Source organism: Moritella sp. Urea-trap-13, assembly GCF_002836355.1.
Taxonomy (GTDB): Bacteria; Pseudomonadota; Gammaproteobacteria; order Enterobacterales; family Moritellaceae; genus Moritella.
In genome coordinates this window covers 1-14,716 of the sequence record NZ_PJCA01000032.1, presented here as the reverse complement: position 1 = coordinate 14,716, position 14,716 = coordinate 1, and the positions used below count along the sequence as shown (strand labels likewise).

Below are 14,716 nucleotides of genomic sequence, written 5' to 3'. Positions count from 1 at the left end.
GGAGATGACAGATTAATACGGTTCGGCAAATGAGGAAAGCAATAACATCGGTTTGTTATTACCTTCCATCTTTTATCGTTTTATGGATAACAACCAGAGCTGGTTATTCGATTGTGCTTAGGATTAGCGGCGGTATAAGCTGTGATCAGTGAACTCTTTAGTTGACTGACATTCTAAGCATAAACGCGACTCAGGACGTGCTTGTAAGCGTTTAATTGATATTTCATCACCACAGCTATCACAATAACCGTAATCACCGCTGTCGATACGACGTAGCGCCTTGACGATTTTTTTGATGTGTATTTTATCGTGTTCGATTCGGTTTAACTCAAGGCGATGTGCTTCTTCCATTGCTGCACGGTCAATTTCATCGGCCATTTCATTGCTATCTGAGATAACGACGTTGATTGACTGATTTTCGACACGCGTTATGATTTCTTGCTGTTCTGTTTCTAGTTTTTCTTTGAAATAGGCAACTTGGCCTTCATTCATAAAATCGCTCATATATATTACCTATTTCGTATTCGGATTATAATTAATTAGCATAATAGACATTTGAATAGTCCATAACATAGGGTGATTTTCCCTATTTTGGTAAAAAATAACTGAAGATTACAAATTGGGGTATTTTGTCTCGTTTCAAGGGGAATGGCTAATTAATCCGTATTATTTTCTCTGAAATGTGCTCTGATTACGATAATCCTTAGTGGATTAGTTTTAATCTTGAGCAGGTTAGGCTAACATCGCTATCTATTTTCAGCAACGTTAACGCTGACATTTACGCACCCTTGTAAAGCTCTATGGTTAAGGATCATGTTGATGAAAGCGATAACCGTACACCGCCCTACTTTAAAAATCATCTGGAAACTACTTGTTTTCTTGTTTTTTCCGTTAATTATCTGGTTATACAGTGTGATTGGTGATGTGCCATTTTCGAGCATTGATAGTGGTGCTAATTATCATAAATGGATCATTTTTTTCCTTTATCTAGGTTGCTTGGCGGTGTGGTTATATCTCGATCGCAGTTTGTCACACAGCACCTTTTTTCGTAGTTAACTTATTTTATGAGTATTGATACCTTGCTTCCTGTATTGCCCTATATTATCGCAACGTGTATTGCGATTGTCTGCGCGTTGATTGCTATTCGTAAAAGCCAACAAGCGCTATTATCAATGCAAACCTTAAGTCATGAAGTTGAGTTATTAGAGCAACAATTAGATAACGTCAACTACAGTCATAACCAATTGCAACAAGAGCATGATGGTAATAAATTAAAATTAGAATCACAAAATAATCAGCTGATTAAAGTCATGTCGCGCTTACGTGAAAGTGATATTCGCCTGCAGACAGAGCGTCAAGCCAGTGCAGATAAATTGGCATTGCAAGCGCAATCAGAACAACGCTTACAGCAGCAGTTCGAAAACTTGGCGAATAAGATTTTTGATAGTAAAACTGACAATTTCCAACAACTGAATAAGTCTAGTGTGGAATTACTGTTGTCGCCATTAAAAACTCAACTCGAGGGTTTTAAGCAGCAAGTGCAAGATGTTTACTCTAACGAAGCCAAAGAGCGTCACAGTTTGCAATCTGAAGTTGCCCGGTTACAGCAAGTCTATCAATTGATGTCGAGTGAAACGGCTAACCTGACCAAAGCACTGAAAGGTGATAACAAGCAGCAAGGCAATTGGGGCGAAGTTATTCTGGCTAGGATCTTGTCTGAGTCTGGATTGCGCGAAGGCCATGAGTACGATGTTCAGGTAAGTCTGAACAATGAACATGGCAAACGTTTCCAGCCTGATGTGATCGTGCATTTACCGCAAGATAAAGATGTGGTCGTGGATTCTAAGGTATCATTAACGGCCTATGAGCGCTTCTTCAATGCTGATGATGACATTACACGAAAACAAGCATTACAAGAGCATGTGAGCTCTGTGCGTAGCCATATTCGTGAGCTAGGGCGTAAGGATTATCATTTATTACAAGGTTTGAAAACATTAGACTATGTGTTGATGTTTGTGGCGGTTGAACCGGCATTTCTTGCTGCGTTAGAAGCCGATCCGAGTTTAATGAAATTTGCATTGGATAATAATATTATGTTGGTGAGTCCAACTAACTTATTAATAGCCTTACGCACCATTGATAATTTATGGCGTTATGAACGTCAGAATCAGAATGCCCAGCTAATCGCAGAACGTGCGGGCAAGATCTACGAGAAGTTACGTTTGTTTAGTCACGATATGCAAGATATGGGGGTGGCGTTAGACAAAGCCCAAGACAGTTATGATTCGGCCATGAAACGTCTCGCCACAGGTAAAGGCAATTTAATCAAACAAGCCCAACAGTTTGTTGAGCTGGGTGTTGAAGTTAAAAAACCATTACCTGCAGAGTTGGTCGAAAAAAGCAGTGTTAACTTACTGGAATAACGGTTAACTTATTGCAATATCCGTTAGCTTAGATTTAACCTTTCCAAAATGCTGGGGTGACAAGCACTAGCACTGTCATGATCTCTAATCGCCCCATCAACATGCCTAAACTTAGCGCCCACTTTGCGCTATCAGGTAAACTAGCGAAGTTACCTGATGGGCCGATGACCGGGCCTAATCCCGGACCAACATTGGCAACCGCCGTTATTGCGCCGGTAATACTGGTGATGGGATCCAATCCGATAACGCTCAATATCGCCGCCAGTATCGTGACTGTGGCAATAAAAGCACTACCAAAGGCAACCACCGAACGGACAATGACATCATTGACGTTACGACCGTTGTAATGCTGTCTAAACACCCCAGATGGATGAACTAGCTGTGACATTTGCTTGCGAAACAAGGTAAAGGCAATTTGAAAACGGAAAATTTTAATGCCGCCTGATGTCGAACCAGAACAGGCCCCGGTAAACATTAAACCAGCAAATAATACCGTAGTAAATTCCCCCCAAGTGCCGAAATCTGTTAAGCCGAAACCCGTTGTCGTGACCACTGATACGATATTAAACATACTAATACGTATAGCATCGGTGAGACTGAAAACATCTTTTTGCCAAAGGTATAGCGACATAATGAGTGTCATTATCAGTATCAGTTTGGCAAAGCCGATGATCTGGGCGTCCTTGATTAGCACTTTGATGTTGCGACGATGAATCGCAGTGATCAAGAGCAAGAAAGGCAAGCCACCCAAAAACATAAAGAAGGTACCATTCCATTGCGCTGCGTTGGAGAAATGCGCCATCGATTGATCTGAGGTCGAGTACCCCCCCGTCGATAAGGTCGTCATGGCATGATTCACGGCTTCGAAACTGGTCATTCCGGCACTCAGATAACCAAAATAACACAGCACGGTTAAGCTGACATAGACATACATGATGTAGGCGGCTGTGTGCTGGGTTTTCGCGGTGTTTTTATCAGACCAATCAGATGATTCCGTTTGGAATAAACGCATACCACCGACGTTGAGATAAGGTAATACTGCTACCCCCATGACCACAAAACCAACACCGCCTAACCACTGCAAAATAGAGCGCCATAACAATACGCTATGCGCGGTGCTATCTAAGTTCGATAATACCGTTGAACCTGTAGTGGTGATACCTGACATTGTTTCGAAATAAGCATCGGTATAACTAATGTGTTGGATCAGCATCAGTGGCAGTGCGGCAAAGGCGGACGCAATTATCCATACACAGGTGGTCAGCAAAAACATTTCGCGGATACCGAGTTTGAATTCTTTGGAGCGCCCTTTATGCCAGAATAAACCCGATGCAATAGTGGTGATAACAATGGATTTAAAGAATTCGGGCACGCCATGGCCATCAGTATATATCGCTAATACCAACGGCGCGATCATAAACACGGCAAGGGCGCGTAACACCACACTTGCCATGAACAATATAGGTTTTAAATTAACCATGAAACAAGCTTCTGTGGGTGTTTATAAGAAAAATGGACTAGGTTGAAAAAGTTTTTCAACATCAGGGATAAACTTTTTATCAACCAAGAACATCACTACGTGATCATCTTGTTCAATCACGGTTTTATCATGGGCGATTAACACCGCATCTTTACGTACAATCGCACCAATTGTTGTCCCTACAGGTAGTTTTAAGCTGCCGATAGCCCGGCCAACAACGCGTGAGGTTAATTTGTCACCATGGGCAATTGCTTCAATTGCTTCTGCTGCACCACGACGCAAGGAGTAAACATTGGCAATGTCTGCACGACGTACATGGGTTAATAGCGCTGAGATAGTCGCTTGTTGCGGTGAGATGGCAATATCAATGGTACCGCCTTGCACAAGGTCCACATAGGCTCCACGTTGAATCAGTACCATGGCTTTTTTTGCCCCCATGCGTTTGGCTAACATTGCTGACATGATGTTGGCTTCGTCATCATTGGTCACGGCAATAAATACATCGGTTTGATCAATATGTTCTTCATTAAGCAGTTCCTGATCGGATGCATCGCCACAAAACACGATGGTATTGTTAAGCATTTCGGATAACTGCTCTGCGCGAGTAATATTACGCTCGATGAGTTTAACCGAGTAGTCACGTTCTAAACGACTCGCGAGGGCGGCACCAATGTTACCACCGCCAGCAATAATGATACGACGATAAGGCTTTTCGAGTTTTTGTAACTCACTCATTACCGCGCGAATATTGTTACTTGCAGAGACAAAGAAAACTTCGTCATCGGCTTCAATAATGGTAGTGCCGAGTGGCCGGATTGGTTTACCTTGACGGAAAATAGCCGCCACGCGCGCTTCAACATTAGGCATGTGTTCACGTAATGCTGCCAGTGCATTACCCACCAACGGCCCTCCATAATAGGCTTTCAACGCCACTAGTCCGACTTTATTATTGGCAAAGTTGACCACTTGCAGTGCGCCAGGGTAGTCGATAAGACGTTTAATATAATCGGTAACGAGCTGTTCGGGGGCGATCAAATGATCAACCGCAATCGCGCCATTATGGAATAAGGTATCTTTGTGGTTTAAATAAGATTCGTTTCTAATCCGCGCTATTTTATTTGGGGTATTAAACAGGGTGTAAGCAATTTGACAGGCGATCATATTGGTTTCGTCATTGTTGGTTACCGCCACAAGCATATCGGCATCTTGTGCGCCCGCTTCGCGCAGTACGTCTGGGTTCGCCCCATGACCTTCAACAACCCGTAAATCAAATTTATCTTGTAAGTTTCTTAGGCTGTTACCATCGCGGTCGATAACGGTAATGTCATTATTCTCACCTACTAAGTTTTCAGCTAGTGTGCCGCCGACCTGGCCTGCACCGATAATGATAATTTTCATTTAACCTCGCACCAAATAAAATTGTCGTGATCTGTTTTGATTACGCTATTCTACGCCTATCTAAGCGAAAGTTGAATAACGGCAATAGTTTATAGCCAATTGATGCTGATTCAACAACTGGCTATAAAGACTATACGGTTATGCTTTTTTTTGTAACTTAGCGTAGAAGAACCCATCCATACCTTGGGTATTCGGTAGGATCTGCCAGCTAAATGCTTTGTCTTCACTGTTTGCATTGAGTGGTATTAGTACTGCATCAGTTGTACGCGCGACAAACTGACTAATTTGCTCACTGTTTTCAGCAGGTAGAATTGAACATGTTGCGTATAACAGGGTGCCACCTGGTTTTAGTTGTTGCCACATGGCATCTAAAATTTCAGCTTGCAGTTGTACTAATGGCGCGATATCAGAGTCGCGACGTAACCATTTGATATCAGGATGACGACGAATAACACCGGTTGCACTACAAGGTGCATCTAGCAGAATACGGTCAAATTTATCACCTTTCCACCAATCTTCAGGCTTGCTGGCATCACCGTGAATGAGCTCCGCTTCTAACTGCATGCGAGTTAGATTTTCTTGTACACGTGCTAGACGCGTTTCATCAAAATCTACTGCTACCAGATGTTTTAGTGCTGGTTGGCGTTCTAAAATGTGTGCTGTTTTACCACCTGGAGCAGCACAAGCATCGAGTACTAGCTCACCCGGCTGTGCATCTAAGAATTGTGCGGCAAATTGTGCAGCGCCATCTTGTACCGAGCTATGGCCTTCAGCAAAACCTGCAAGCTTGTAAACATCAGTTGGTTTTTCTAAGCGTAATGCTGAATCTGCGCTATCAACTATTTCAGCAGCAATATCGTCAGCTGCAAGCAGTGCTTGGTAGTCGCTGCGGTTATGGTGCTGTTGGTTAACACGGATCCACATAGGTGGACGTTCGTTGTTCGCCGTTAACACAGCTTGCCACTGCTTAGGGTAAGCGGCTTTAATGCGCTTGATTAACCAACCTGGATGGCCAAATTTACACGCGTCGTTACCGTCTGCTAGGGTTTCAAGGTCGTCTTGTTGACGTTGATAATTACGTAAAATAGCATTGACTAGGCCACTCAGTTTCGGTGATTTTAATACCTTAATGGCATTTACCGTTTCAGCTACTGCAGCATGTGCCGGGATACGCATATATTTTAATTGATATAAACCCACCAAGATTAAGAAATGCACGGGTCTTTGCTTACCAATTAAGGGTTTGCTCATTAGTTGACGGCTAATAAACTCAAGACGAGGTAACCAGCGCAATACGCCGTAACAGATCTCCTGTAGTAAAGCACGATCCTTGGCAGGTAATAATTGCTGTGCAATCGGTAAGGCTGTCGTCAATGACTGACCTCTATCAACAACTTGGTAAAGTACTTTTGCGGCGCTAGCTCTGGTTTTCATGTATATATATCCGAGGTAAATCGCCCAATATGTTTGAGCGGTTATAAGTATTAAATAGAATTTAGTAATTGACCAACAGTAAACCACTCTTTACGAGCGTTTAGAATGTCTTGAACTGGCATGGCCTTTTTGCCCGCAAGTTGCAGGTTTAATAACGTTAATACGCCATCACCGGTAGCAACTTGGATGCCCAGTTTGGTTGCTGCTATAACAGTACCAGGTTGTGCATCTGTGGTGTCTTCACTGACACTTGCTTGCCAAATCTTAACATTCTGTTCTGCAATTTGGGTGTAGCTTACAGGCCAAGGGTTAAAAGCACGAACTTGACGTTCGATAGCAACAGCCGACTGAGTCCAATCGATGTTGGCTTCTTCTTTACTTAGTTTTGATGCGTAGTTGGCTTGTGCGTCATCTTGCACTTGCGCAACGGCTGTATTGTTACTGATTTGGACTAATGTTTCTAGTAATCCTTGCGGTCCAAGCTCGGCAAGTCGGTCATATAAACTGGCACTGGTTTCATCAGCCGCAATCGGACAGGTCACTTTATGCAACATAGCACCCGTATCAAGGCCTAAGTCCATTTGCATAATCGTGACGCCTGTTTCTGCATCACCAGCCCAGATTGAACGTTGGATTGGTGCTGCACCACGCCATCTTGGTAATAATGAACCGTGTACGTTAATACAGCCTAAATGCGGTGTATCAAGTACGATCTGTGGCAGGATTAATCCGTAAGCAACCACCACCATTAGATCTGCGTTTAACGCCAATAATTGTTGTTGTGCTTCTTCGTTACGTAAACTAACTGGTTGGTATACCGGAATTTCATGGCTCACAGCAAGTTGCTTTACGTCACTTAGTTTTAGTTTTTTACCGCGACCTGCTGGACGATCGGGTTGGCTATATACCGCGATCACTTCATGCTCTGAATTTAGTAATGCAGAGAGGTGTTTGGCGGCAAAATCAGGGGTGCCGGCAAAAATAATGCGTAATGGTTTGGTCAAGGTTAATTCCTATTTTGTATTCTTATTTATTTTGACGTGCTAGTTTTTCTAGCTTTTTCCGAATTCTTTGCTGTTTCAGCACAGATAAATAGTCAATGAACAATTTACCATTCAGATGGTCCAATTCGTGCTGTAAACAAATGGCTAATAAATCATGGGCTTCTAGTGTAAGCTCATTACCTTCACGGTCTAATGCTGTCACGGTTACGCTTTCTGCGCGCGGCACAAAAGCCCGTGAATCTGGTACCGAAAGGCAGCCTTCTTCAATCCCTGTATCGCCGTATTTTTCGGTAATGACCGGGTTTATAAGGACTAGAGGTTCATTACGTGTTCCTGACACATCGATAACGACAATACGTTGTAAAATATTGACTTGTACAGCGGCTAACCCTATGCCTTCTTCGGCATACATGGTGTCGAGCATGTCATCGATGATCGTTTGTGTCGCCAGTGTGATTTCCTGCACAGGTTGAGCAATCTTTCTTAATCGATCATCAGGAAAATGTAAAACTTCTAATATAGCCATGGTACTTTCTTATTTTGAATGGATTCAAATAACGCTTAATTTTGACGTATAACGTTACAATAATCACTATAAATATAAGCGTTCAAACAACAATTAGGAAAGGATATGTCCATAAAACGTCGTTTGATCTTTGCTTTAGCCGCTATGTTACCCTTTTTAGCGCACGCTGATAGCTTAAACTTAAAAAATCAATACCCCACAGAGTACATCGTTAAAGAAGGTGATACGCTTTGGGATATATCGAATAAGTATTTACAAAGTCCGTGGTTATGGCCGCAGTTATGGGATGCCAACCCGGAACTTGATGATCCGCATCTTATCTACCCCGGTGATAAACTACAATTAATCTTTGTTGATGGGCAACCACGCTTAGTACGTAATCATGTACGTAAGCGGATAGTCAAAGTGTCCCCTAAAGCGCGACCTGAATTAAAAGGCAGTCAGGCTATTCCGACGATACCGTTAAAACTGATCAATTCTTTTTTAAGTCGAGACTATGTCGCTGGCGATGATAAATTAAAGCAGGCTCCTGTGATCTTAGGCAATAATGATGGCAATAGTACATTTATTGTTGGCCACAGTATCTTTGCCTCCAGTTCGTTAAAACCGGGGCAGTACGGTATTTATCGTCGCGGTCGTACTTATATAGACCCTGTTACGAATGAAAAGTTAGGTAATGAAGTGGAGTTTATTGCGATCGCGCGCGTGGTCAATACCGGGTCGGAAACGATCCCAGCCAAATTATTGATTTTGAAAAGTACTAAAGAAGCGCGTAAAGGTGATCGATTATTACCCATGCCTGAGCAAGAGCGTTTACCAGTTTATTTCCAACCGCGTAATTTCCAGTTGGCCAGTGATGGTTTAATTGTCGCTGCGGATGAACAATACAGTACGATTGGTAAAAATGATGTTGTGGTCATCAATCGTGGCTGGCGTGACAGCGTTGGTGCCGGAGATGTATTCGCGGTATTAAAACGCGGTAAAACAATTATTCGGCATGAGCAAGACCTGGATTTTGATTATAGTGAGCAAATTAACCAATACGATAAGCTATTTTCTGATAAAAATGAGTTACAGCTCCCAGATGAACGGGTCGGAGAAATGATGGTGTTCAAAGTTTACGACAAAGTAAGCCTTGCGCTTATTACACATAGCTCACAAGTGATTAAACTTAGCGATAAGGTAAGTAACTTATGATAACTAGGGTGTAAAGTGTAATGATGGTTAATGAGCAAGATAAATATTGGTTAGCATTATATGACGTTCCCAAAATAGGGGGCAGTAGGGCGCTAAAACTATTACAAAAAACCTCGTTAACTAAATTATTTACCAGTTCTGCGCAGTATCTACAATCGCTTGGTTTAGATTCCGCGCAGCAACAAGCCATCCTAAATCCCGATTGGCAGGCGATTGAAAACAGCCTCAATTGGCTTGCAGGACAAGATAATCGTTACCTAATCCCTATCACCAGCAGTCTCTACCCACTGGCATTAAAAAATATTCCCTCTCCACCTTTGCTTTTGTACGTCGAAGGTAATGTTGAATTAATATCGCAACCACAAATCGCCATGGTTGGTACACGTGCGCCAAGCTATTATGGCAAACGCCATGCACACAACTTTGCTGCAGAGCTAGTGCAATTGGGATTAGTCGTCACCAGTGGTCTTGCTATTGGCGTCGATAGTGAGTGTCACCGCAGTGTATTAGCAGCCAAAGGACATACTATTGCCGTGTTAGGGACCGGGTTAGCCAATATTTATCCTAAGCGTCACCAAAAATTAGCTCAGCAGATTCGAGAACAAGGCGCATTAGTCTCTGAATTTAGTCCTTTTACCCAAGCTCGACCTGAGCATTTTCCCCGTCGTAATCGCATTGTCAGTGGTTTATCACTGGGTGTTGTGGTGATAGAAGCCGCATTGAACAGTGGTTCATTAATTTCAGCGCGTTGTGCTCTTGAACAAGGCCGAGAGGTCTTTGCGTTGCCAGGAGCGATTGATAATCCGATGGCTGCTGGTTGTCATTATTTAATCCAGCAAGGGGCGAAGTTGATTACTCAAACTAGCGATATTACCGATGAACTCACATATATAAATGTACGTACGAATTTTGAGCAAACAGACCTGTTCAGCCCTGAACCCGAAACTGTTTCATTGCCAAATCAAATTATCTTAGATAGTGTCGGTTATGAAGTAACGACAGCAGATCTAATTGCTGAGCGCAGCCAACAACCCGTTAGCCAAGTATTAACGAGTTTAATTGAACTCGAACTTGATAATTGGATCAATGCTGTGCCCGGTGGTTATGTGAGATCGCAAAGGAGGGGCTAATGTTAGATGTACTTATTTATCTTTTCGAAAATTTTTATGAACAAAATGAATCTGAGTTTTTAGTTGATCGAGATAACTTGCTCGATGAGTTACTTGAGGCTGGTTTTGCTGAAGCTGAAATACTCAAAGCAATGACATGGATTGAACATTTAGTTGAGATGCGTGATGGTGGCGTGCAAACACATCTACAAGTATCCAGTGTTAGTTCGATGCGAATTTACACTGACGCTGAGCAATTCTATATCAATACTGAATGTCGTGGTTTTCTCCTCTTTTTAGAACATATTTCTGTACTTAATATTGAAACCAGAGAAATGGCAATTGCTCGATTAGTTGAATTGGAAAATACTAATTTAGATCTTGATGATATTAAGTGGGTCATTTTAATGGTGTTATTCAACGTGCCAGACGGTGAGGAAGCCTATTTGCAAATGGAAGAATTAGTACATGCTAAAGAGCACAACTACTTGCATTAAACTTTAATGATATAGTGATCGGGTGATTTTAATTACATTAAATACTGGCATAAAATGTCAACTTTGCTAATATTCGCCCATCAATTATTCACTTAAAAATTGTTCAAATGTCTAAAAATGACGACAAACTATTTACAGTTCATGAACATGCCTTGGAAAAAGAGTACGAGACGTGCCCGCAATGCGGCGCTGAGTTAAGTATTAAAAATGCCAAATCTGGGCCATTTTTAGGTTGTAATAATTATCCAAATTGTGATTATTCACGCCCTTTATCAAATCAATCTCATTTCGAAGATAACAAAACCCTTGTTGGCTCTGAATGTCCAGAGTGTCAGCATGAGCTCGCGTTGAAACGTGGTCGTTATGGCTTCTTTATCGGTTGTACCCAATTCCCCACTTGCAATTATATGTCGAAAACAGAAACCCCAGATGAGACCGGCATAACTTGTCCACAGTGTAAATCGGGTGATTTACTGCAGAAAAAATCACGTTTCGGCAAGACATTTTATTCTTGTAATAAATACCCTAAGTGTAAATACATTATTAATTTCAAACCTGTTTCAGAAGAATGTCCTGAGTGTCACTGGGGCATTTTAGTTGAAAAGAAAACCAGTAATGGAAAACAACTTATCTGTCCACAGAAAAGCTGTGGCTATAAGCGTGCTTTATTAGAATAGTGATTAACACTATCAATTAATTTAACCAATTAAAAATAACTCATACGGAAAGGGAATAATTATGTCTACACAATTTGTTGCAGTATTAATGGGCTCAGATTCAGATTTACCTGTCATGCAGGCGACACTGAACGTACTTAAATCATTTGAAATTAAGTATGAAGTGAAAGTAACTTCTGCTCACCGTACTCCAGCAGCGACACACCAGTATGTGACTGATGCTGAAAGTCGCGGTTGTGCTGTGTTTATCTGTGCCGCTGGTTTAGCTGCACATTTAGCTGGCGCGGTAGCAGGCATTACGACTCATCCTGTTATTGGCGTGCCAATTGACGCAGGCCCGTTACAAGGTATGGATGCTTTATTATCAACAGTGCAAATGCCTGGTGGTGTACCTGTTGCTTGTGTAGCAATTGGTAGTGCTGGTGCTAAAAATGCGGGTTACCTTGCTGCACAAATGCTAGCTATCGGTAATCCAGAAATGGCTGCTAAAGTAAAAGCCGAACGTCAAGCTAATGCAGAAAGCATCATTGCTAAAGACGCAGCACTACAAGCTAAGTTAAAAGCACTGTAATTGGTAATAACTAAGCTTATAACTGTCGTTATAGAGTAAGAAATGGTAGCGTAAGCTACCATTTTTAATTTATGACTATTAATAATAGATATATTACTGTGCATAATTCACCAGCTATTCTCAACGCGGTAACAGCGTTACAAAATCAAAAAGTTATTGCTTATCCAACGGAAGCTGTATTTGGCTTGGGTTGTGATCCGATGAATGAACAAGCGGTACAGCGATTACTCTCCATCAAACAACGGCCGATTGAAAAAGGACTTATCTTAATTGCCGCTAACTTAACGCAGCTAGATGCTTATGTTGATTTGAGCAAATTAACTGCCCAGCAAATTGACAACATTAATCAAACTTGGCCTGGCCCTGCAACTTGGGTTATGCCGGCTAAAGCGCAAGTGCCGAAATGGTTAACTGGCCAATTTGATAGCATTGCAGTTCGCGTATCCGCACATCCGACGGTACAAAAATTGTGTCTGGCTTTTGGTGGGCCGATTACTTCTACTAGTGCTAATTTAACTGGTTTAACACCATGTGTGACCACGGCTGAAGTCACTCAGCAACTTGCCCCATTACTTGGTGCTATTGTTGATGAAGCTGTAGGTGAACTTGCACAACCTACGACGATCACTGATGCTGTGACAGGCCGGATCTACCGTTAACTATTTTATCTATCTCATTACAGGAGTTGTGCAGTATGGATCGTTATGCCGTATTTGGTAATCCAATAAACCACAGTAAATCACCGATGATTCATACCTTATTTGCCCAGCAAACAGCACAGCAATTGAGTTATCAGGCCATCGAAGCACCTATTGATGGTTTTGCTGAAGCAATGACAAGCTTTTTTTCGCAAGGTGGTAAAGGTTGCAATATTACCGTGCCCTTTAAGGAAGAAGCATTTGTATTTGCACAGCAGCTAACATCTAGAGCAAAACTTGCTGGTGCCGTTAATACATTATTGCTATCTGACTCGGGTGATATTATTGGTGATAATACTGATGGCTTTGGTCTTGTGCATGATTTACAGCAATACATGGAGCTGGCGAATAAACGTATCTTGTTACTGGGTGCTGGCGGAGCTGCACGTGGTGTTATCGGGCCATTATTAGCTCAAGGTATTGAGGAATTGGTTATCGCTAATCGAACAGATGCAAAAGCTCAAACGTTAGCGACACTGTTTGCTGATAAAGGCAATATCAAGGCTTGTAGTTTTACCGCATTAGCGGGTGATTTTGACCTTGTTATTAATTCTACCTCGGCTAGCCTCTCTGGTTCGCTTCCTCCTATTGCATCGACTCTTATTAGCAAACATACTATTTGTTACGACATGATGTATAAAGCTGAAGCGACTGTTTTTAATTTATGGGCATTAGAGCAAGGTGCTGAATTAGCAATTGATGGCTTAGGTATGTTGGTTGGACAAGCGGCGGAAAGTTTTAAAGTGTGGCGCGGTATCACGCCTGCTATGCCACCTGTACTCGCGGCATTAAGAAAGACGATTAAATAGGCGTATGTAATATCCCTCTAGAGTGACTAGAGGGATATGATCGTATTTTGGTTTATCTGAGTAGTTTATTAAATTACTGACTATCTGCAATATATTCATTTTTGAGGATAACGTAATTATCGGCTGATAATTTTAAAAACGCGATTTCCTCATCCGTTAGTGCTCTTGCTTGCTTTGCTGGACTGCCAATGTACAGATAGCCACTTTTTAATGTTTTTCTTGGTGGCACCAAAGTACCTGCACCGATCATGACATCAGCTTCAATAATCGCCCCATCCAGCACAATTGCCCCCATACCTATTAATACCCGATCACCAATAGTACAGGCATGCAATAGTGCTTTATGGCCGACGGTAACATCTGCACCTATAAGTAGTGGGATACCATTTGGGTTTGCCGGGCTTTTTCTGGTGACATGTAATATGCAACCATCTTGTACATTCGTACGGGCACCAATAAAAATCTTATTTACATCACCACGTGCTGCGACAAGTGGCCATATACTCACATCCTCAGCTATTGTTATATCGCCGATTAAGACTGCTGACTTATCTATATAAGCAGAGTTAGCTATTTGCGGTGCTATTCCTTGATATTCTCGAAGTGAAGTGGCCATTATTATCCTTATATAGTCATGAATGTTAGTAAAATGCTCAAATAGCATGGTAAACAACCAAGCTTGATAGTGCTATATTATTTTCTTATAAATTACTTGCCTGTAAAAGTTAAATCCCTATAATGGCGCCTCACTGACACGGCAACAGCCGCTAAGTAAAGGTGTTTATCAGTATCGAAAGTTACTTTTTAAACTTCCTGAAATAAAGTGCAAATATGTGCTTGACTTCAAAATTGGTTGCCGTATTATACGCAGCCTGACTACGACGCAAGACGTC

The 14,716-nt window shown here is 42.0% G+C and carries 16 protein-coding genes; 9 read left to right on the top strand and 7 right to left on the bottom strand.

Translation table 11 applies throughout. From position 1 onward, the window contains the following. Positions 1-123: 123 nt before the first annotated feature. On the bottom strand, positions 124-504 hold the full coding sequence (locus CXF93_RS15165) for a TraR/DksA C4-type zinc finger protein (RefSeq protein WP_101063394.1): 381 nt from the start codon (positions 502-504) through the stop codon (positions 124-126). 315 nt (positions 505-819) lie between these two features. Here CXF93_RS15165 and CXF93_RS15160 point away from each other — a divergent pair, with 315 nt between their 5' ends. Both CXF93_RS15160 and rmuC read left to right on the top strand, forming a co-directional pair. Next, positions 820-1,056 carry a hypothetical protein gene (locus CXF93_RS15160; RefSeq protein ID WP_101063393.1) on the top strand — a complete coding sequence of 79 codons (237 nt, stop codon included), beginning with the start codon at positions 820-822 and terminating at the stop codon, positions 1,054-1,056. Positions 1,057-1,064: 8 nt separating this feature from the next. Then, positions 1,065-2,423: a DNA recombination protein RmuC gene (rmuC, locus tag CXF93_RS15155; protein ID WP_101063392.1), complete on the top strand. Its 1,359-nt coding sequence runs from the start codon at positions 1,065-1,067 to the stop codon at positions 2,421-2,423. 34 nt (positions 2,424-2,457) lie between these two features. On the opposite strand, the gene CXF93_RS15150 is transcribed toward rmuC, so the two are convergent. The 5 genes from CXF93_RS15150 to def form a co-directional block, all read right to left on the bottom strand. Next, the gene (locus CXF93_RS15150; RefSeq protein WP_101063391.1) at positions 2,458-3,903 is read right to left on the bottom strand and encodes a TrkH family potassium uptake protein; all 1,446 of its coding nucleotides are present in this window, start codon (positions 3,901-3,903) and stop codon (positions 2,458-2,460) included. 21 nt (positions 3,904-3,924) lie between these two features. Then, positions 3,925-5,301 (bottom strand): Trk system potassium transporter TrkA, encoded by a 1,377-nt coding sequence (gene trkA, locus CXF93_RS15145; RefSeq protein WP_101063390.1) that lies wholly within the window; start codon positions 5,299-5,301, stop codon positions 3,925-3,927. Between the two features lie 138 nt (positions 5,302-5,439). Next, positions 5,440-6,735, bottom strand: a complete 1,296-nt coding sequence (gene rsmB / locus CXF93_RS15140; RefSeq protein WP_101063389.1) for a 16S rRNA (cytosine(967)-C(5))-methyltransferase RsmB — start codon at positions 6,733-6,735, stop codon at positions 5,440-5,442. A gap of 50 nt (positions 6,736-6,785) precedes the next feature. Then, positions 6,786-7,739 carry a methionyl-tRNA formyltransferase gene (gene fmt / locus CXF93_RS15135; protein ID WP_101063388.1) on the bottom strand — a complete coding sequence of 318 codons (954 nt, stop codon included), beginning with the start codon at positions 7,737-7,739 and terminating at the stop codon, positions 6,786-6,788. A 22-nt stretch (positions 7,740-7,761) separates the two neighbouring features. After that, positions 7,762-8,265: a peptide deformylase gene (gene def, locus CXF93_RS15130; RefSeq protein WP_101063387.1), complete on the bottom strand. Its 504-nt coding sequence runs from the start codon at positions 8,263-8,265 to the stop codon at positions 7,762-7,764. 105 nt (positions 8,266-8,370) lie between these two features. On the opposite strand from def, the gene CXF93_RS15125 reads away from it, so the two are divergent. The 7 genes from CXF93_RS15125 (at position 8,371) to aroE (ending at position 13,823) form a co-directional block, all read left to right on the top strand. Continuing rightward, positions 8,371-9,462, top strand: a complete 1,092-nt coding sequence (locus CXF93_RS15125; RefSeq protein WP_101063386.1) for a LysM peptidoglycan-binding domain-containing protein — start codon at positions 8,371-8,373, stop codon at positions 9,460-9,462. A 20-nt stretch (positions 9,463-9,482) separates the two neighbouring features. After that, positions 9,483-10,592: a DNA-processing protein DprA gene (dprA, locus tag CXF93_RS15120; RefSeq protein WP_232784235.1), complete on the top strand. Its 1,110-nt coding sequence runs from the start codon at positions 9,483-9,485 to the stop codon at positions 10,590-10,592. Beyond that, complete coding sequence (locus tag CXF93_RS15115; protein WP_101063385.1) at positions 10,592-11,068, top strand: DUF494 family protein; 477 nt, start codon at positions 10,592-10,594, stop codon at positions 11,066-11,068. The genes dprA and CXF93_RS15115 overlap by 1 nt, the downstream gene beginning before the upstream one ends. Before the next feature lie 107 nt (positions 11,069-11,175). Further along, positions 11,176-11,745 carry a type I DNA topoisomerase gene (locus CXF93_RS15110; RefSeq protein ID WP_101063384.1) on the top strand — a complete coding sequence of 190 codons (570 nt, stop codon included), beginning with the start codon at positions 11,176-11,178 and terminating at the stop codon, positions 11,743-11,745. A gap of 61 nt (positions 11,746-11,806) precedes the next feature. Continuing rightward, positions 11,807-12,316, top strand: coding sequence for a 5-(carboxyamino)imidazole ribonucleotide mutase (gene purE / locus CXF93_RS15105; RefSeq protein WP_101063383.1), 510 nt, complete (start codon positions 11,807-11,809; stop codon positions 12,314-12,316). A 71-nt stretch (positions 12,317-12,387) separates the two neighbouring features. Next, the gene (locus tag CXF93_RS15100; RefSeq protein ID WP_101063382.1) at positions 12,388-12,975 is read left to right on the top strand and encodes an L-threonylcarbamoyladenylate synthase; all 588 of its coding nucleotides are present in this window, start codon (positions 12,388-12,390) and stop codon (positions 12,973-12,975) included. A gap of 35 nt (positions 12,976-13,010) precedes the next feature. Further along, a complete protein-coding gene (aroE, locus tag CXF93_RS15095; protein WP_101063381.1) occupies positions 13,011-13,823 on the top strand; it encodes a shikimate dehydrogenase in 813 nt (270 codons plus the stop codon). Between the two features lie 73 nt (positions 13,824-13,896). Here the strand turns inward: aroE and CXF93_RS15090 are convergent, their stop codons facing one another. Then, positions 13,897-14,439 carry a gamma carbonic anhydrase family protein gene (locus CXF93_RS15090; protein WP_101063380.1) on the bottom strand — a complete coding sequence of 181 codons (543 nt, stop codon included), beginning with the start codon at positions 14,437-14,439 and terminating at the stop codon, positions 13,897-13,899. Positions 14,440-14,716 lie beyond the last annotated feature (277 nt).